This window comes from Paenibacillus daejeonensis DSM 15491 (genome assembly GCF_000378385.1).
Taxonomy (GTDB): domain Bacteria; phylum Bacillota; class Bacilli; order Paenibacillales; family Paenibacillaceae; genus Paenibacillus_D; species Paenibacillus_D daejeonensis.
In genome coordinates this window covers 399,586-416,247 of sequence record NZ_KB899665.1, presented here as the reverse complement: position 1 = coordinate 416,247, position 16,662 = coordinate 399,586, and the positions used below count along the sequence as shown (strand labels likewise).

Genomic DNA, 16,662 nt, shown 5'->3' with positions numbered 1-16,662 from the left:
CATCTCCTCCTAGCATGGATATGCCTCCATTACACCAGTTATGCTTTCCCTAAGTCAACCGCTGACCAGCTCTGCCGTCCCTTTGATATGCCATTCGATCGGGTCGATCACGTGAAATGCCCGTGTGTAAGGGACATAAGCGATCATCACTACGCCTGGACGCTGCAGCGTCACCTCATAGTCATATTGCATATTCCGATAGGTATACGGAAACTCGCGGTCACTGTTGATCACCTCGAAGGCCACAATGCTGGGCGATTCTCGCAGATACGAACCTGGTAAAGGTTCACCATCGTCACCTAGCTTAAGATTATAACGGAGGTACTCCTGCGCCACTGCTGCAGCCGCCCGCTCGTCTATCCACAGCCGCCCCTCCGCCAGCGCCCCCATATCCAATTGCTGTGCACCCGCATGGGCCGCCCGGTTCACGGCATGCTTGCCGTGGAACAGTGTCTGCATCGCCATCTCGCCATCGGTCTGCACCGCCTGCATGAGCGTCCATCCCACCATGAACAAGATAAACAGCAGCAGCTTATACATCGACTTCCCCCTTCCCTTGGACGCTTCAGCCCACTGGCCAGTCAGGGAACATATTCACTCATCTTCATGCCCGTAGCGCTCATCCGCGTCGCAGGATCCGGCGGGGTTAGGCCAATCAGCCGATCAATCTCGAACAGACGCTCATACGGATATCGAATCGTCAGGATCAGCCCTGTTCCCCGAATCAGAGGAGCGGCGGGGTTCGTAGCCGACAGACCGCTTGTCGAAGTCACCTCATAGAGCGCCTCGTCCGCCGTCATGCCATAGGCGGCCAGCCGCTCGCGCGAGGCGGCGATCATGGAGCCATCAATATAGCCAAAGCCTCCCGCTGCACCGACCTCAAGCATATAATCGACTTCCTTTTGAAGAACGGCCTGACGGACCAGGAACACATGCTTGTAGATCGGAGCGAACATGAACCAGCAGAGCGTTGACGCCAGCAGCACGAACATCAGCAGCGTTTTCATGGATCAACCTCCCGTATTGCTTGACCATGCCGGCCGCCAAATTGCCGGATCTCGCCCTCCGCCCCTTGGCCGCCGCCCAGCGAATCATAGATGACAATGACAACGACCACCATCAACACCGATATCAACAATGACCGCACGCATGATCCTCCTCTTGATTAGTGCTCTTTCTAAAATACTATTTCTTTACTGTTAGATGGCCGAAGAGGCACGGAATCGAATCTGGTTAACGCTTGTCTAGCAGAAAGCGACTTCGGAAGCATACGCTGCGAAGCGTTCGCCTGAAAGCTTTTCGCAGAAAAGCTAGCTTCGAAAGCATACGCTTCCCCAGATTTCAACCGCTAGAGCGGTTAAAAAATCAAGAAATCTGGGGACAACAGCGATTGGAAGATCGATCCGTGACCGCAGGCTCCTTTTGATAACAGTATCCTTAAGGAAGCATGTTGCTGATTCTTGTGTTGGCTGTGTTCCCTTGCGATTGAATTTGAGCCTGTGTGCCCGTATTGTCCTGCGTGATAATAGCATTGAAGAGCAGAATCACCACAACCAGCATCATCACCGTCATGAGAATATTGCGCATAGATAATCTCACCTCCTTCAAGTCAGTTCAAGCTCTCGAACAGCTTTTGTCCTTCCTGCACCCATGGATGAATGAAAATTTGAAACATGTAGAGAATTGGCAGCCCCGCCAGTAAGAACAAGAGGTAGGAGGCGGACTCTTTGCGGCTCTCCCGGACCAGCTCGATCTTCTCCTTGTAATCCTGGATATGCTCACGCAACAGACGGTAATAGGCTTCGCTCTCATGCAGCCGCAAGGAGCTGATGGTCTCCGCAAAGGTCATGCCTTCATCCGTCCCGAGCCGCTTCTTGAATCTGCGCAGCGCTCCATCCGCATCCTGATACCACTCGGCCAGCAGCCGTTCAAGATCCCCCCGGATCGCCCGGGCATAAGGCAGACAACGCATCAGCTTGGTATGGATGTGCAGGGAAGAACCCGATAAATAAAGGAGTTGGGTACTGATCAGATAGATCTCCCGGGTGATTCGTTGCGCCCGCATGCGCTGCAAGGACTCCAGCCAAGGCTTGTCCCAGATGAGCATGCCTTGCAGCGTGGCAGCTCCGGCCAGGAGCAAGTACAGCAGTGTCGGAGAGAACAGGGTGCCCACCGGACTCCAGACCAGCCCGCAGGCCAGCAGCGGCATCAGCACCAGACCGAGCTTCCGAGCCGCCAGATAGAAGGCCGTATCCAGACCGAAATTCAAACCGCCTAACAAAGCATCGTAGGTGTGGAAGGCAACACTGTCCCGCGAAATTCCCGTCAACCGCAGCCAGCTCTCCGGCATCTCCCGCTCCCGCCATCCGCTGCGCATCGTAGATAGCCAACGGGGCTGACGTTCGACCACTGCCTTGAAGAAAGCCATCAAGCAGACAAATCCGGTGATGTATTGACCAATCAGGGCTGCCCAGAAGACGAGACGGCTAATCTCGACATGCATGATGTCAGCTCCTTTACATTTTTTTGCGGGATAGCCACAACCCCATGACAAACGACACAAAGATGAGTACCGCCGCATTCAGCAAAAGATCGCGGCCGCGCGGATCGAGCACATAGTAGTAATAGGCACTCTCGGGGTTGTAACGAAAGTTGATTCCGACGAACAAGGCCAAGAAAACCACCGGCGAAAAATTGGCAATCCGGATCTCCAGCAGCTTGTTGCGCTCCTGCTGGTTGGCTCTTCGGGCCTTGCGCATATCGGTAATGAGCTCCTTGAGATTGTCAGCCACCGGATGGCCCTCGGCAAGCGCCACCCGGAGAATCTGAACGAAATAATCGCCCCACACATGACCGAGTGCCCCTGCAAAGATCCGCAGCGAGGCTTCGTCATCGCCCCGGATCGAGAGATTGCGCTGCAGCTGCTCGAATACCTGCTGCATCCCGCCCATCATTCGTCGTTCCTCCACCGTCCGCTGCAGCGCTACCTTGACCTGCCTGCCGCCTGTAATCAGATAACATTGATAAAACAGCTCGACAGCCGGCAAAAAATCCATCCGTGTCTTCAGTTGCCTGTGCGTCAGAAGCATTCTCAGGCAGAGGTAGGGCAATGCTCCTGCCAAGACACCGGTTAGCAATACACCCTTGGCGCTCTGAAAGAACAATCCGCCTGCAGCGATTCCTGCCAACGCCAGCATGCAGCAGAGGAGCAGGAAGCTGCCTGCCTGAAGCGGCCAGCGCATCGCCTCCAAGGCATCGGATAAGTGCCCGGTTAGCCGGCGATTGGCCGTCAGCAGCTCCATGAGGCGTACGCTCCACCTCGCCCGCTGGCGGTACACGAGCCGATCCGCGCGCTGCTCTTGCTCTGCCATGACCAGCATCAACCGCTGCAGCATGACGAGCAGCAGCAGGAACAGAACCCCGGCCGCCAGCCCTAACCACAGTGTCATCCGGCTGCCACCCCCGTCCGGGCCCAGCTGGGTGCAGACTGAAGCCGGAGCTCAGCCTGCTGCGACGGCCGGTCCGGATAGTGCCAGCTCCGACTCGCCTCGTCATAGCGCACCCAGTCCCGGACCTGGATTCGGTTATCCTCCCAGATTAATTCTCCGATACGGCAGACGCGACGCTTGCCACCGACCTGCCGCATTTCGATACCGATCTGGGTGACATAACGCGTAATTCGCTTGCTGAGCCGCTCCGGGTCCATCGCTCGTCCATCTAACATGCACATATCCGTGATCGCTTCCGGTACATCCTCCAGCTCATTGGCATGCACGGTTGTCATACTACCGGAGTGGCCTCGCGTGCAGGCCCTTACGTAGATATTGGCATCTTCATCCCGGATCTCGGCATGGACGATCCGTTGCGGCGATTGCCTGAGCGCCAGCTTGAAGGCTTGGGCTGCCTTATGTATGTCATCCTCCTCGTCCGCCTCATACTCCACGATGTTCTTGAGGGGAAAGTCCCGCCGCAGCATCATCTCCAACCGCGTCTCGATGGTGATGATACGTTCTTCATCGGGCAGCGAAGCGATCAACGCCTTGATCAAATGAGTCTTGCCACTGTTGGTAGGCCCGATGACCACGAGGTTGAACCGTGCCTCCAAGAGGGCTAACAACATATGCATAATGGTATCGTTCATCGTCCCCTTGTCCGGTTCACAGAGCAGCGGCAGGTCAAAGTGGCGTACCGTATAGAAACGCAAGGTCAAGGTAGGTTCGGAGGTGAAGCCGAAGCCGGTCATGGTTACCCGCGAGCCGTCCGTCAGCATAACCTCCGCCCACCGTTTCCGGGGATTGATGCGATCATTGTTGTACAGCACTAGGTTCTGCTGGATGCGCTCCACCTCAGCAATCGAATCAAATCCGTAAGGCGAGAGGACAGCTCGGCCATCCCTGACCTCATAGATGCGCGTCCCTACGACTTGGATTTCCTCCAATCCCTGCTTGTGCTGAAGCACCAGCTCTAGTACGTGAAGTCCGATGACCTCGGCAAACAAAGCCTCTGCAAGCGACTCATACGGATGACTATAACCCGCGAGCTGGTGAATACGCTGGCGAACCAGCCAGTCATCGATGACGGCAAGGAGCTCTGCACGCTCCTCGGGGAATCCCAGCACCGCCCGGTTCAAGCGTTCGCTGTACGTGCGTCGTTCCTCTTCGCTCGAACCACGAGGCGTGGCCAGGTAATTACGGATATCTTCCGCCAGCGCTTGAAATTCTTGATCAGCCGCCGCTGTGGCCCCGCTCTCGCCAGGCACTGCCGGGGGATCCATCCTCAGACGAGTGGCATAGGCCGAGGGAGAGAATCTACCCTGCTGTGCCTGGTTCACGAGCCCACCTCGTTGCGATGGCTCATAAGCCGCCGATACCAAGGCTGCACGTGACGGCCCGTCCTCCCCGAGATGACATGGCGCGCCATGAGATGCTCGGCGGTCCGCTTCATCGCTTGTTTACCTTGCTGTTCCGAGGCAACCCAGTTGTCGAGGCGTCCACTGTCCAGTTGTGACAGCAGCGAGTCAGACACCTTCAGTTCTTCTACAACGCGTAATCCGGTTTCTTTGCGAATATCTTTCACAGGAAATCCTCCATTTCTCCAAGGTGGGTGTATAATAATGCCTTCCATATCGTGACTGGCAATGCCAAACAACGGTGCAACCTGTCCAATCCAGCGCTGGCCATCCTCCTGAAAGCTGGAGAGTGCTGTGCTCATTGTCACCAACCGGCTATCTGCCTCCCGCATCGCTGTAATCGTTGCGGCATTATCCCAGTAGGCGCTCACGTCGGCGACAGTCAGGCGAAAGGTCTCGCGAGCCGTTGCCAGCAGATGCTCCATATCCTCCGGGGTGAAGTACTCTGCCTGATCCCGCATCAGATTGCCGAACAGAATCGACAATCCCGGGCAGCTTGGCGGGGAATAGGCTGCGCTGCGCAGCTTATCTACGGTCAGCGTCCCTGCCCGCAGCTCGGGCCGCAGCGAGTCGAGGGTGACGGTGGGCCGGTCGACGCCCAGATACCGGTGCAGCTTGGCACTTTTGAGATTGAGACAGAGCAGACCGACTGGCTTGCCACTTAGCCTCGCCACCTGTGAGGCTGTCGCAAAGGCCGCCGCCGTCGTACCAATGTTGGGTGTTGTGCCGATAAAAACTGTCAACGCATGCTTCTGATTGCTCATGACCCGCCTCCGATCAGCTGTGGTTTGACAGCGTCCATCGACATCGGGCTGTAGGCAATGACCAGTTTGTGTCCGCCTTGCTTGCACAGTTGATCAATCTGCAGCCACTGCTCTTCTGTCAGGTTGAGATTGACGTAATCGATCATGGCATTGGCATCGCGGCGTGAGGCATACATTTTCTGCAGATCCCCATCAGCCAATGAAAGGAGGTTGGGGTTCTTGGGGTCGTCTACCTCCAGATTGCCGGAGGTTTTCACCGAGGCAACCGTGACCAACTGATCGAACAAACGGGACGAAACCGATTCCTCACCGGACACATAGAGAACAACTTGGTCCCCCGCACGAATCCCATTAGATACACTAAGGACATACTCTCTTGGAATCTGGAACGTTGATTCATCCCGCTTGGGCATCAGCCGGTACGGGCTGATTTTCCAGGCCAGTATTGGTTCTCCCTCACCCAGCGGCACGGAGGTTTCCAAGTGGACGACATCTGCAGCTCGTATAATCATCTCCGGCTCATAGGACGCTTTGGCGATCCACTTGGTCGTCAGCATATCCGCAGTCATTTGCTCTCCTGTTGCAACAAACCGGCTGGGCACGATGATCTCAACCGTCTCCTGCAGTTCGATCTGTTTCAACTGCAGCACGTAAATGCAGTACACCAGCACCCCCGATAACAACGCCGCCAGCAGGCTGATGATGAGATTTCTTCTTCGGTTCATGACGCCTCCCTCACGCAAGCAACAAAAAAAGAACGCAGCAAGGGTTATCAACCCATGCTTGCGTTCTTCGCAAAGCCGTTGCTTATTCGTATAGTTATGTATTCCTTCAATACAGCTATAGTAGCAAAGTTCACTGTAAATGTCTATATCTATTTAGAGAATATTTACATAGTATTCATTTCTCAATTACTATTGCTATTTCAAGTGTATAGGCAACACTGCAAATATTTCCACCTCAATTGCGCATCCTAAGTGTGGTGAAACACCGACTATACCCTATTGGAGGAATCCGCGCATGAAAACCATCCGGTTACTTGTTTTGGGCTGTGCCTTGGTGTTAGTAGGCACCTCAGTGGCGGGCAATGTCTATGCTGACCCGTCGCAAGCCGCCGCCCCCGGCAGTCTTATCCACAATGTCTCCATCGCCTCACCAGTCGAGGATCATCCTCGTACATCTGAGGAAAAGGAACACCACAAACACCGTCAACGCAAATTCCATCATGGCCGTGGGCTGCACGAAGCTGCCCATTATGAGACGTATCTGAAGCTGCTTGTTGCCAAATATGCACCAGACACCAAGCAGGAATGGGACGACGTTTTGAAGGAATCCGCCCGTCTTCGCTCTGACCTGCACCAGACGATGGCAGCCCTCCCTCCAGAGGCCCGTCAGAAGTGGAAGGAATCCCACAAGGACAAGTCTTCCGCTCAATGGCAGAACAAGCGGGCAAAAGTGATGGAAACGCACCGGGCATTCGACGCTGCTGTACAGTCCCAGGACCAGATACGCATCCAATTGGCGCTCAATGACATGCTCAAGGTATGCCGCCAGCAGAATGAATATATGACGTATAAGCTCTCCGAACTGCAAAAAGCCGGCACTGCTGCTCCCAAAGCAAGCTAAGTTCACAGCAAAAAGCCCTCCGAAGAGGGCACGGGCGATACGTTCAATGGGTGAGGCCGGCTGCACCGTTCCAAGGAAGTTGCAAGCCGGCCCACCATTAAAAATCAATCAGACCTACGCTGATTTGCAGCGCTTCGTCCACCTTGCGCATCGTCTCATCATCAAGATGCGTAATCTTGTCGGTGAGCCGTTGCTTGTCGATTGTGCGGATCTGCTCCAGCAGGATGACCGAGTCGCGGTCAAACTCATGCGTTGCCGCATCAATTTCGACATGGGTCGGCAGCTTCGCCTTCTGGATCTGCGCCGTGATGGCCGCCACGATAACCGTCGGGCTGAAGCGGTTGCCGATATCGTTCTGAATGACAAGTACAGGGCGCACACCGCCCTGCTCCGAGCCTACTACAGGTGACAAATCTGCAAAGAACACATCACCGCGCTTTACGATCAAACTCTACACCCCGCTTACAAGACGACCGAGCATGCTTTCGGCCTCTTCCTCCACCAAAAAAGCCTCCGAGGCCATATTTAAGTTAATTTTGGCCATCTCCAGATAGCCACGCTGCATGGATTCTCGAATTTGGCGTTTTTTGCGCTCGATAAGATATAACCTCATCGCCTGCCGGATAAACTCACTGCGGTTCGAATTCTCGCGCGCCACAATCCCGTCCACTTCCTGCAACAGATGATTCGGTAAGCTGATCATAATTCGCTTCGTATTCTGCATATTGACCACCAAGTCCGCACCCCCAAAACATTTCCAAAGAAAACCTATTTCCATTATTGCGATAAACGGAATGAAATATACATAACCATATCTATGCCTGACGTGCTGCAATTATGATGTACACGCTGTATGTTGTGCGTTATATTCGTTGGCTGTACTACATATTCGATATACGGGACCGAAAATCCTCTAACTTGAAAAAATAAAATGTCGTCTGCTGTCCCTCACAGAAGAACAAGCCGCGCCACAGCTGCAAAAATGACGTGTCAGTCTATCAGCCTGTTGCTGACCACCTGACGTCCGTTCTTGATAAATACGCGTGGTACCCGATCCGCAAGCATGCAAGTTACCTCGTAATTAATGGTCCCAAGCTGGTCCGCGATCTCCTCGGCTGTGATCGTCTCACTACCCTGACGTCCGATGAGAACCACCTCTTCGCCGGGGTCCGCCATCTCGCCCGGTATTGCGATCATGCATTGGTCCATGCAGATCGTCCCCAGCACCGGAACACGCCGGCCTCGGAGCAGCGCCTCTGCCTTGCCCGTCAACATCCGGCTGTAGCCATCGGCATAGCCGATTGGCAGCGTACCAATTAATTCCCTGCCGGTTGTAACATAACGCGTACCGTAACTGATTCCCCAGGCTGGGGGCGCCGACTTGACCATGACGGTCTGTGTCTTGAGGCTCAACACTGGCTGCAGCTCAATTGCGCTTCGTTCCACCTCATTGGATGGGTACAGACCATACATGCTGATCCCCAGACGAAGCATCCCGCCAGCCCAATCCGGCGTATCAATGCCCGTCGCGCTGTTGCCCGAGTGAATAATCGGAACCCCCTGAGAACGTGCATAGTCAGCTGCTTCAACAAAACGGTCATACTGGAGCTGTGTGTAGCTTTTGTCCTGTTCATCTGCCCGGGCGAAGTGGGTGAACACCCCTTCAACCTCAATACCCGGCTGAGCGAGTGCACGGCCAATAAAACCGCGCCAGTCCTGCTCCGGGAGCAGCCCTAGCCGTCCCATGCCTGTATCGAGCTTGATATGAACCTTCAACCGCTGGGGACTGTCGGGAAGCAAGGCGATCGCTGCCAGGATGTCTTCCCGAAACAGCGCAATCGTAATGTTCTGCGCTCTGGCAAGCTCCAAGCCTTCCGGCGGTACGTATCCCAGCACCATAACCGGTCCGGTGATCCCTTCCCTACGCAGTTGAAGCGCCTCATCCAAGAAGGCGACACCCAGATAATCCACGCCACATGCAAGCGCCTCCCTGGCAATGCCCGCCGCCCCATGACCATAAGCATTGGCCTTGACCGAAGCCATCAACCGCGTTCCATCAGACATATGCCGGCGGAACGCCGCGATGTTATGCTGCAGGGCGTCCAGAGAAATCTCGGCGATTGTCGGACGGTAATACGAACTCACAGTAAGACACCTTCTTCCCTAGCCATGCAAAAACAATAACCTCCTCCGTATACACGGCGAAGGCGTTGCAGTTACAAACTGTACGATTGCGAACCGTAGTCCGCGTCATAATAACCAATATGGATTATGTTAAACCGTTCCCCCGGTACTGTCAATGCGCTAAATCATGAGAATTTCTGTCGCTCGCTGGAAGTTCGCAGCAAAAAAGCCGGCCGCAGCCGACTATTTCACCTTGATATGTCTTACTTCGACATCGACGCAAGCACCGACTGCGAGATCTTAATCATCTCGCTTTCCGGCAAATCGGCGCTGGAGAGACGATATTCCATGCCATCATAGGTCCAGGTTAACGTGGTCGGCTCCTCACCGGTCACCAGGCCGATCGTATGCCCCAGATCGACGTTTCTGCCAGGAACCAGAGCTACGGCGCGGTCCTTTTGCTGGGCTTGAATCAATGTGTAATCATAAGCGCCCGTGTAGCGTGTCATCAAGCCTTTGTTGCCGTTCAGCTTGATATCTCTCATGTCCAGCAGGGCGACGCCTTCCGGCATGTAACTCGGCTCCATTGCCACAAATGGCGCTCCTGTAGCTGCCCCTGTAGTGGCATCGGTTTCTTCTTTGTCCTGGGTTCCTTCTGTTCCGTTTGCGTTACCGTTGGCATTCTCGCCAGCTTGCTCTTGATTGCCAGCCTCCCCGCCCTCTTCCTCGACGGTTTGCTTATCCGGCGTATGCTCCGACTCCTGATTCGGGTCCGCCTCGGTCGGTTTTTGCTCGCCTGTTGCAGGCCCCATATTTCTCTTCATATCGAAGGCATCGCTGTCAAACTTCTTGTCGAACTCAAAGTTCGTGAACTTCACTTCCACCATGACGGTGTTGTTGGCATCGCTCACTTGGACCTGCTGTGGTTTGTAATCGTCTTTGCTGAGCCAGATTTTCTGGCGGGCCAGTGAGCCATTCTGATAATTGGCCATTACGTCAAAGACATAGTTGTTCTCATCTGCGGCAAATTGGCGCGAGTTGTCCAGCAGGATGCTCTGTACTAGAGTCTGGTACAGGTAGACTTGGCCTTGATTGTCCGGCCAGTCGCTCTGGAAGCGGAAGCTCTTGTTAAGGTGCGGTGTCAGAACGAATACGCCGTCATCATTGCGAAGTACGATCTGAGTGATATCTTTTTCCGGGTTCGTCAGAGCAATTCGATAGTACTTGGGCTTTTGAAAGGAGACGTCTACCTGATACGTCAAGGGTTCCTGCCCGGTATGCAAAGTCATGGTACCGCTCCCCTGGTAGCTTTCCATCGAATTGACTACTTTGTCCAAATCCTTGACTACCGATCCGGCATCCTTCGTTCCGCAACCGGCCAGCAGGACCGAGAAACTTACGATGATGGCTGCGATCCACTTGATGCGACGCATGAAGATCATCCCCTCTGCTCATTGTTTTAACAGGCTGATAACATGTCTATGAGGGGACTTGACCAATTATGCGGACGGGTTTGACAAGCTACGCTATAAAAAAAGTCGTCATCTAATGAATACCGCAACCGACAATGCGATGAGCGCCATCACTTAAGGCATTCACAGCAAAAACCAACTACACCCCAACTGGGTTTTGAGATAAACTTTATTTAAACTAACCTATTTACGTGGAGTGATCCCATGCCGCGAAAAAAAGCTGTGACGCAAAAAATGCTGGCCGATTCACTAGGCTTATCCGAATATACCGTGTCCAAAGCGTTAAGGGGATTACCGGGCATGTCGGACGAAACCCGAGCCGAGGTCATCTCCGTGGCCAAAAGATTAGGGTATCGGACCAGGGAACAAAAACAAAGCTTTGCTGCCGAACGGATCAATCTGCATGCCAACTATCGACGGCGCTTTCAGATCATCATGGGCCGCAATACGATAATAAATCAGTTGATGATGGAGAGCTTGCAGGAACGGATCAATAGTCTGGGCGATTATGCAGAGATTCTGCTGGCTCCCCCCATGAGCAGCAAGTCTGCCTTCGAGACCTGGGTGGAGCAGCACAATGTGATGTATGCAGACGGTCTTTTCTTAAATCCAGGTCTTCCTCAAGAAACAGAACAAGCCTTGATTTCCCTGAAGATTCCAAAAATTTTAATCAACTACCCCCTGCCCGAATCGGAAATTGACAGTGTCATATGGGATGTGTACACACCCGTATATCAAGCTGTTACTTTCCTGTATCAACGCGGTCACGATCGCATCATGTTCATGGGCAACATCGATCAGGAACGAGGATACAAAATTCGTTGGAATGCCTTCAATGACGCCATGAAAGCTTGCGGTTTGCCAGTGAATCAAGAATTTCATGCCATCTATGATCTGCATAAGGAAAATCTAACTAAGATGATCAGCAACAAGATTATCCAGGTCAATCCGACAGCAATCCTATGCAACATGAATATTGATTTGATCTATTACATCTTTCATTTAATTAAACGTCGAATTCCGGAAGATTGTTCGCTTATCAGCACTTCATTGAATGTGCACACCAGATATCATCAATTGACGCAGTATCGGTTTATGCTTCAGGATGTGGCTCAACGTGCCGTGGAGCGAATTCTTTGGCGGATTGCCAATCCACAGATGCCCTATGAGCATATTCGCATCCGTGCCGTTCTCTCCGAAGGTGAATCGGTAAGAGGCTATTCCCAACAAAACCCCAACTAGTGCCTGCCCTCTAATGTTTTTATAATGGGAATGAAACGACAACCCATTGATTGGAGGAATGACATTGAGTACAGCGAGGAACAGTTTCATCTCATTGTTGGTAGCGCTATCATTATTGGCTTCGTCTCTCTTATTCGCATGCCATGAAGCACACGCCGCAACCGACGAAGGTGTTACGGAAGGCGCCAATACGCTAACGCTGTATCCGGGTATCCCGATTGTTGTATCCGAGAACGAGGCTCCTCAGGTGCACCGTGCTGTCGCGGATCTGCAACGGGATCTGCAGAAGGTATTCGGAACCGCTTCGCCGGTATTTCACGATCTGGCGGATGTGTCAGGCGGGGGCGCTATCGTTATCATAGGGCCCGAGTCCGAGTTCACAACCGGGCAGAACCGGTGGATGACAGACGCGGAAGCTCATCGAGTCTTCGTAGAACCAACAGGGAATGACGCCTACCTGGTGCTGCAAGGCTCGGATATGCGCGGGGCTATCTACGCTATTTACACGCTCTCTGAAGAGATCCTGGGCATCCCCCCCTTATGGTTCTGGGCTTCCTGGGAAGCCGAAACGCAGACGGAGATCGAGATCCCACTGGGCACCGATATCAGATATGACTCGCCTTATGTCCAATACCGCTCTTGGTACCCCAATGACAGGGTCCGGTACAACAATTGGCGTCAGGGTCATGCGGATCGCGAACAGATCTGGGCGGAGACAATGATGCGCCTCAAGCTGAACACCATCGTCAATGATAATCTTGTGACCCCTTCGACTTATGCGGAGTGGCTGCCTAACCTGCCAGAGGAAGGACAATACAATGTACAGATCTGGAAAGTACAGCATCAACACAGCGATTCCAACGCCAAAATTGATGTCTTCCACAGGGACGGCTTGAATACCACCTATGTAGACTTTACTGAGGGAACCTCGGGATGGGTCGATCTGGGCACCCATTGGTTCCAAAAAGGAAAGCTAGGTTTCGTACGAAATACGAAGAATACCTTTGGTCCCCAAACCAATCTGCGGACGAGTGCGGTCAAATTCACCCGTGTCGACAATGCGGCTGAAATTATCGTGCAGCCTGGCGATTCCGGTTATCTTGAAAGAGAGGGCTTCGGCAACAGCACAGTGCCTGGTTATAATAATGGCGCCACAAGACACTCCGTCGTCAATATTCCCGGCGGCCAGCTGACGGACGATGCCCAAATCGCCAAGTCTTACGGCCTCATCCTGGCAAACACGCATATATCGCCTCTGGGTGCTCGCATCCCTGAATCGGATGTGAACAATATCGCGACCATCCAGAATATGTTCGATCTCTGGTCAAGAAACATCGATGCGCTCATCAGCGAGGATGTCGAAGTCATATGGACACTTGCGTTTCGCGGTCACCGCGACGTCCCGTTTTGGGACACTTTCCATGACGCGCCGCAGAGCAATGCACAGCGTGCAGCGATCATCGAGGAGATGCTGGAAGCGCAGCTGCAGCTCTTAAAAGACAAGTACGGCAATGAACCGTTCACGGCGCGTACAACCTTGTATAACGAAGTATCCGATCTGTACGCCGCTGGGCTGTTGGAGATGCCTGACGATCCCAATGTAATTTATAACTTCGTAGCCGCCCGCCGCGATCATTATCCGCCGGACGGTATTCGGGACACCGACTTTGGTAATCAGCCGTTGGGCTATTACATGAACTTCCAATTTACATCAACCGGATCTCACTATGCCCAAGCAGAAGGACCCTGGAAGATTGAAGCTAATTATCGAACCATTGACGGGCTCAGCACCTCACCGCTGGTGTTTGCAGAGGGCAACATGGGCAACCTTCGGGAGCATCTGATTGAAGGCTCGGCCTTGGCCAGCTTATTGTGGCATTGGGATGATTATAATAGCGACGCGTTTATGGAGGCATTCGCCACACAATATTTCGGAACAACGCATGCCTCTGCCGCAGCGGACTTGTACGAGCGATTTATTGATTCGTACTGGCAGCAGAAGCAACCGACGATCTCCGGATTTGACCGGCAGTTCATCTTCCAGGACCTGCGCTACTCACGTGTGATTCGGGACATCCTGCAAGGCCGCAGCGAGTCTGTCTTCGACAGCGACAGTTGGCTGATGATCTACCCGGACGATAATAACGCAGATGGTGCGTTCGAGGCGATGAAGAACGGCACGCAGCAGACGATAACTGAGCTGGAAGCGGTAGTCGCTCAGGCGGATCTCCTCCTGAATGCGCTCCCCAACCAGGGCAAGTCCTTCTTCAATGACATGATTCGTACACAAGCCATGTTCATGCTGGCACTCAACCAAACGCTGCATCATGTCGTTCTTTCCAGAGAGGCAGAGCTGGAGCAGGATTGGCAAGAGGCTTACGATCAGCTGCTTGAAGCCCAGGATTATTTTGAACAGGTATTTGATGTCATGGACGAACAGGATCACGGCATCTTCGCAACCTGGCATAGTGGCAACAGTGGTTCCGCTTCACAGCTCAAAGCGCTTACCGACTCCAGGGACCTGATCGTGAGCAACTTGAATGTCCTGGAGCAAAGATTGTCAGAGGGAACAGGCGTCTTCGTCATCTATCCGTTAGATAGCGGGTATACGGAGGTAGGACGCTTCAGCAACAGCAGTGTTACCGGGTACGCCAACACACCGACCCGCCTTGCGGGGAGCAGTAATACCAGCCCGCCGGTATATGCGCAATGGTCGCCTACCCTTACTTCTTCAGGGGAGTATAGCGTTCAGATTTGGAAGGTACAGCACGCGGACAGCGACCCCAATGCCAAGATTGAAGTGCGTCACCGGGATGGCGTGTCGACGACCTATCTGGACTACACGCAAGGGGTCTCCGAATGGGTCGATCTGGGCACATTTACATTTAACGCAGGCAATGCAGGTTATGTCAGGAACAATAAGAACACCTTTATGGGCGTAACACCGACTCGCGCCAGTGCGGTCCGATTTGTCAAAGTCGAATAGGCTGATGTCCCCTGTGTCAGAGTAACTTCCGTTGTAAATAAGTGCTTAACTGCCACCCCTCCAGCCCGGAGGGGTGGTTTTTTAGAATTAAGATCCAATACAGAGCAACTATTGACAAGTAAACTTGGCAAAGATACAATAAGATCATGCCAAGTATACTTGTCAAAGGTAAACAGGGGGAGATTGTTATTAACAAGGAAGAGATCCTGTCCAGAAGCAGATTGGAGAACAAAAACAAAGATTTGTACAGTGAAGAAGTAAAAATCCAAGCGGGGAGTTTTGGTTCGCTAGTTGCTTCCCTATTGGCTACCGTTTTATTTGTCACCCAGGTTGTGATCGGCGACGAGTTTGATTTTGGCTTGTATGCCGTTATTTTTTCGGTCTCCGCCTCCAGTTTCATCTACAGGATTATCCGGTTGAAACGCCGACGTGATGTCATCCTGGCAGTCATTTATACCCTTGCAACCCTCGCCTTGTCTGCTGCACATATCATTCAATTACTACGAACGCATACCGACTATTTAGGGTGAGCCGATGGAAGATAACTTAATTTTACGCAATCATCTGAAGGAAGTGCGGTCGGAGCAGAACCTTTCTCAGGCACAGCTTGCCAAGCTGGTCGGTGTTTCGAGGAATACCATCAGCTCCATTGAAACCGGACAATTCAATCCAACCGCAAAACTGGCGTTAATCATTTGCATCGCTTTGGACAAGAAATTTGAGGATCTATTTTATTTTGACTAAGCAGCTATTCCTTATGAAAGGGTTGAGTTCATGATGAGCAAAGATATCCGATTTGAGGTCGAGCATGTAAGAGCTGAGGGTGCAACGCTGACCAATGTCATTACGGATACGGAAACTGGCGTTCAATACTTGTTAGCGATTTTTCCCAACGTCGGTTCCGGATTGACGGTCATTGTCGATGAGAACGGAAAACCATTACTCAAAAAATAATCCAATCTTATTAGGAGGACTTTCCTATGCTTGATGATATACGCGATTTTTATTTGAATCTGGTACCCGGGTTGGAAGGCAACTTGTTCTTACAGCTCATAAGTATCTTCGTCCTGTCGCTCATTCCGTTTTTTGAATCCTACGGCGCTATCCCGATGGGCATCATCTTGGGATTCCCTTCAATTCCCGTCATTGTCACAGCGATTGTGGGCAATCTGGTCTCCGTCATGGCCTTCATCTGGGTCATCCAGAAACTCCGCCAACGCGTAGTCAAGAAAAATGCCAAGGAGCCGAGTAAACGGGCCATCAAGGCGAAACGATATTTCGAAAAATACGGGGTACCCGGGGTTTCCTTAGCTGGCATCCTGCTCGGGTTCCACATCTCTGCCGGTATTGCCTTGGCCGCAGGAGCCGCAAAAAGCTACGTAAGTTTGTGGATCACCATCTCCATTGCCGTGTGGTCGATTGGCATAGGCGTACTGTTGATTTCTGGTGTTGGGCTTTTGGGCTGATCCTCCCTTATCATTAACTTTTCACCTGTTCCTTCCGTCTATTGGGTATCCAGTAGCAACGGGAGGGATTTTT

At 52.7% G+C, this 16,662-nt stretch carries 20 protein-coding genes; 7 read left to right on the top strand and 13 right to left on the bottom strand.

All coding sequences use genetic code 11. The features are described 5' to 3' along the window. Positions 1 to 54 precede the first annotated feature (54 nt). The 9 genes from F556_RS0120545 to F556_RS0120505 all read right to left on the bottom strand — a co-directional run bounded on the left by F556_RS0120545 (position 55) and on the right by F556_RS0120505 (position 6,398). Positions 55 to 540 (bottom strand): hypothetical protein, encoded by a 486-nt coding sequence (locus F556_RS0120545; RefSeq protein ID WP_020618882.1) that lies wholly within the window; start codon positions 538 to 540, stop codon positions 55 to 57. Positions 541 to 581: 41 nt separating this feature from the next. Then, on the bottom strand, positions 582 to 1,007 hold the full coding sequence (locus F556_RS0120540; protein WP_020618881.1) for a hypothetical protein: 426 nt from the start codon (positions 1,005 to 1,007) through the stop codon (positions 582 to 584). Then, positions 1,004 to 1,147 carry a hypothetical protein gene (locus F556_RS37955; protein ID WP_020618880.1) on the bottom strand — a complete coding sequence of 48 codons (144 nt, stop codon included), beginning with the start codon at positions 1,145 to 1,147 and terminating at the stop codon, positions 1,004 to 1,006. Before F556_RS37955 ends, F556_RS0120540 begins: the two co-directional genes overlap by 4 nt. 290 nt (positions 1,148 to 1,437) lie before the next feature. Beyond that, a complete protein-coding gene (locus F556_RS38380; RefSeq protein ID WP_020618879.1) occupies positions 1,438 to 1,587 on the bottom strand; it encodes a hypothetical protein in 150 nt (49 codons plus the stop codon). 22 nt (positions 1,588 to 1,609) lie between these two features. Further along, a complete protein-coding gene (locus F556_RS0120525; RefSeq protein WP_020618878.1) occupies positions 1,610 to 2,503 on the bottom strand; it encodes a hypothetical protein in 894 nt (297 codons plus the stop codon). Positions 2,504 to 2,516: 13 nt separating this feature from the next. Beyond that, entirely contained in the window at positions 2,517 to 3,449 is a 933-nt protein-coding gene (locus F556_RS0120520; RefSeq protein ID WP_020618877.1) for a type II secretion system F family protein, read from the bottom strand. Then, positions 3,446 to 4,831: an ATPase, T2SS/T4P/T4SS family gene (locus F556_RS34690; protein ID WP_051108747.1), complete on the bottom strand. Its 1,386-nt coding sequence runs from the start codon at positions 4,829 to 4,831 to the stop codon at positions 3,446 to 3,448. Before F556_RS34690 ends, F556_RS0120520 begins: the two co-directional genes overlap by 4 nt. Further along, complete coding sequence (locus F556_RS0120510; protein WP_020618875.1) at positions 4,828 to 5,673, bottom strand: CpaE/TadZ family protein; 846 nt, start codon at positions 5,671 to 5,673, stop codon at positions 4,828 to 4,830. The genes F556_RS34690 and F556_RS0120510 overlap by 4 nt, the downstream gene beginning before the upstream one ends. Further along, on the bottom strand, positions 5,670 to 6,398 hold the full coding sequence (locus tag F556_RS0120505) for a CpaB family protein (RefSeq protein ID WP_020618874.1): 729 nt from the start codon (positions 6,396 to 6,398) through the stop codon (positions 5,670 to 5,672). The genes F556_RS0120510 and F556_RS0120505 overlap by 4 nt, the downstream gene beginning before the upstream one ends. Positions 6,399 to 6,693: 295 nt before the next feature. On the opposite strand from F556_RS0120505, the gene F556_RS0120500 reads away from it, so the two are divergent. Next, positions 6,694 to 7,299, top strand: a complete 606-nt coding sequence (locus F556_RS0120500; RefSeq protein WP_020618873.1) for a hypothetical protein — start codon at positions 6,694 to 6,696, stop codon at positions 7,297 to 7,299. A 97-nt stretch (positions 7,300 to 7,396) separates the two neighbouring features. Here the strand turns inward: F556_RS0120500 and F556_RS0120495 are convergent, their stop codons facing one another. The 4 genes from F556_RS0120495 to F556_RS0120480 form a co-directional block, all read right to left on the bottom strand. Continuing rightward, positions 7,397 to 7,747 carry a type II toxin-antitoxin system PemK/MazF family toxin gene (locus tag F556_RS0120495; protein ID WP_020618872.1) on the bottom strand — a complete coding sequence of 117 codons (351 nt, stop codon included), beginning with the start codon at positions 7,745 to 7,747 and terminating at the stop codon, positions 7,397 to 7,399. Positions 7,748 to 7,750: 3 nt separating this feature from the next. After that, complete coding sequence (locus F556_RS0120490; protein WP_026297411.1) at positions 7,751 to 8,032, bottom strand: CopG family ribbon-helix-helix protein; 282 nt, start codon at positions 8,030 to 8,032, stop codon at positions 7,751 to 7,753. 257 nt (positions 8,033 to 8,289) lie between these two features. Further along, the gene (gene alr / locus F556_RS0120485; protein WP_020618870.1) at positions 8,290 to 9,444 is read right to left on the bottom strand and encodes an alanine racemase; all 1,155 of its coding nucleotides are present in this window, start codon (positions 9,442 to 9,444) and stop codon (positions 8,290 to 8,292) included. Between the two features lie 242 nt (positions 9,445 to 9,686). Continuing rightward, positions 9,687 to 10,856 (bottom strand): LolA family protein, encoded by a 1,170-nt coding sequence (locus tag F556_RS0120480; protein WP_020618869.1) that lies wholly within the window; start codon positions 10,854 to 10,856, stop codon positions 9,687 to 9,689. A 243-nt stretch (positions 10,857 to 11,099) separates the two neighbouring features. Between F556_RS0120480 and F556_RS0120475 the strand changes: the two genes are divergently transcribed. The 6 genes from F556_RS0120475 (at position 11,100) to F556_RS0120450 (ending at position 16,589) form a co-directional block, all read left to right on the top strand. After that, positions 11,100 to 12,137 carry a LacI family DNA-binding transcriptional regulator gene (locus tag F556_RS0120475; RefSeq protein WP_083938071.1) on the top strand — a complete coding sequence of 346 codons (1,038 nt, stop codon included), beginning with the start codon at positions 11,100 to 11,102 and terminating at the stop codon, positions 12,135 to 12,137. A gap of 64 nt (positions 12,138 to 12,201) precedes the next feature. Continuing rightward, entirely contained in the window at positions 12,202 to 15,123 is a 2,922-nt protein-coding gene (locus tag F556_RS0120470) for a glycosyl hydrolase 115 family protein (protein ID WP_020618867.1), read from the top strand. Between the two features lie 146 nt (positions 15,124 to 15,269). Further along, entirely contained in the window at positions 15,270 to 15,653 is a 384-nt protein-coding gene (locus F556_RS0120465) for a DUF6442 family protein (protein WP_020618866.1), read from the top strand. Positions 15,654 to 15,657: 4 nt separating this feature from the next. Beyond that, positions 15,658 to 15,867: a helix-turn-helix transcriptional regulator gene (locus F556_RS0120460; protein WP_020618865.1), complete on the top strand. Its 210-nt coding sequence runs from the start codon at positions 15,658 to 15,660 to the stop codon at positions 15,865 to 15,867. A 30-nt stretch (positions 15,868 to 15,897) separates the two neighbouring features. After that, positions 15,898 to 16,077 carry a DUF6440 family protein gene (locus tag F556_RS0120455; protein ID WP_020618864.1) on the top strand — a complete coding sequence of 60 codons (180 nt, stop codon included), beginning with the start codon at positions 15,898 to 15,900 and terminating at the stop codon, positions 16,075 to 16,077. 26 nt (positions 16,078 to 16,103) lie between these two features. After that, positions 16,104 to 16,589 (top strand): small multi-drug export protein, encoded by a 486-nt coding sequence (locus F556_RS0120450; protein ID WP_020618863.1) that lies wholly within the window; start codon positions 16,104 to 16,106, stop codon positions 16,587 to 16,589. The last annotated feature ends 73 nt before the right edge of the window (positions 16,590 to 16,662 follow it).

Bases quoted from the DNA above. Each gene is read 5' to 3' on its own strand.
- F556_RS0120460 (WP_020618865.1), top strand. From the start codon at position 15,658: ATGGAAGATAACTTAATTTTACGCAATCATCTGAAGGAAGTGCGGTCG.
- F556_RS0120520 (WP_020618877.1), bottom strand. From the start codon at position 3,449: ATGACACTGTGGTTAGGGCTGGCGGCCGGGGTTCTGTTCCTGCTGCTG.
- F556_RS0120500 (WP_020618873.1), top strand. From the start codon at position 6,694: ATGAAAACCATCCGGTTACTTGTTTTGGGCTGTGCCTTGGTGTTAGTA.
- F556_RS0120455 (WP_020618864.1), top strand. From the start codon at position 15,898: ATGATGAGCAAAGATATCCGATTTGAGGTCGAGCATGTAAGAGCTGAG.
- F556_RS0120510 (WP_020618875.1), bottom strand. From the start codon at position 5,673: ATGAGCAATCAGAAGCATGCGTTGACAGTTTTTATCGGCACAACACCC.
- F556_RS0120505 (WP_020618874.1), bottom strand. From the start codon at position 6,398: ATGAACCGAAGAAGAAATCTCATCATCAGCCTGCTGGCGGCGTTGTTA.
- F556_RS0120465 (WP_020618866.1), top strand. From the start codon at position 15,270: ATGCCAAGTATACTTGTCAAAGGTAAACAGGGGGAGATTGTTATTAAC.
- F556_RS0120475 (WP_083938071.1), top strand. From the start codon at position 11,100: ATGCCGCGAAAAAAAGCTGTGACGCAAAAAATGCTGGCCGATTCACTA.
- F556_RS0120540 (WP_020618881.1), bottom strand. From the start codon at position 1,007: ATGAAAACGCTGCTGATGTTCGTGCTGCTGGCGTCAACGCTCTGCTGG.
- F556_RS0120545 (WP_020618882.1), bottom strand. From the start codon at position 540: ATGTATAAGCTGCTGCTGTTTATCTTGTTCATGGTGGGATGGACGCTC.
- F556_RS0120525 (WP_020618878.1), bottom strand. From the start codon at position 2,503: ATGCATGTCGAGATTAGCCGTCTCGTCTTCTGGGCAGCCCTGATTGGT.
- F556_RS0120480 (WP_020618869.1), bottom strand. From the start codon at position 10,856: ATGCGTCGCATCAAGTGGATCGCAGCCATCATCGTAAGTTTCTCGGTC.
- F556_RS38380 (WP_020618879.1), bottom strand. From the start codon at position 1,587: ATGCGCAATATTCTCATGACGGTGATGATGCTGGTTGTGGTGATTCTG.
- F556_RS0120450 (WP_020618863.1), top strand. From the start codon at position 16,104: ATGCTTGATGATATACGCGATTTTTATTTGAATCTGGTACCCGGGTTG.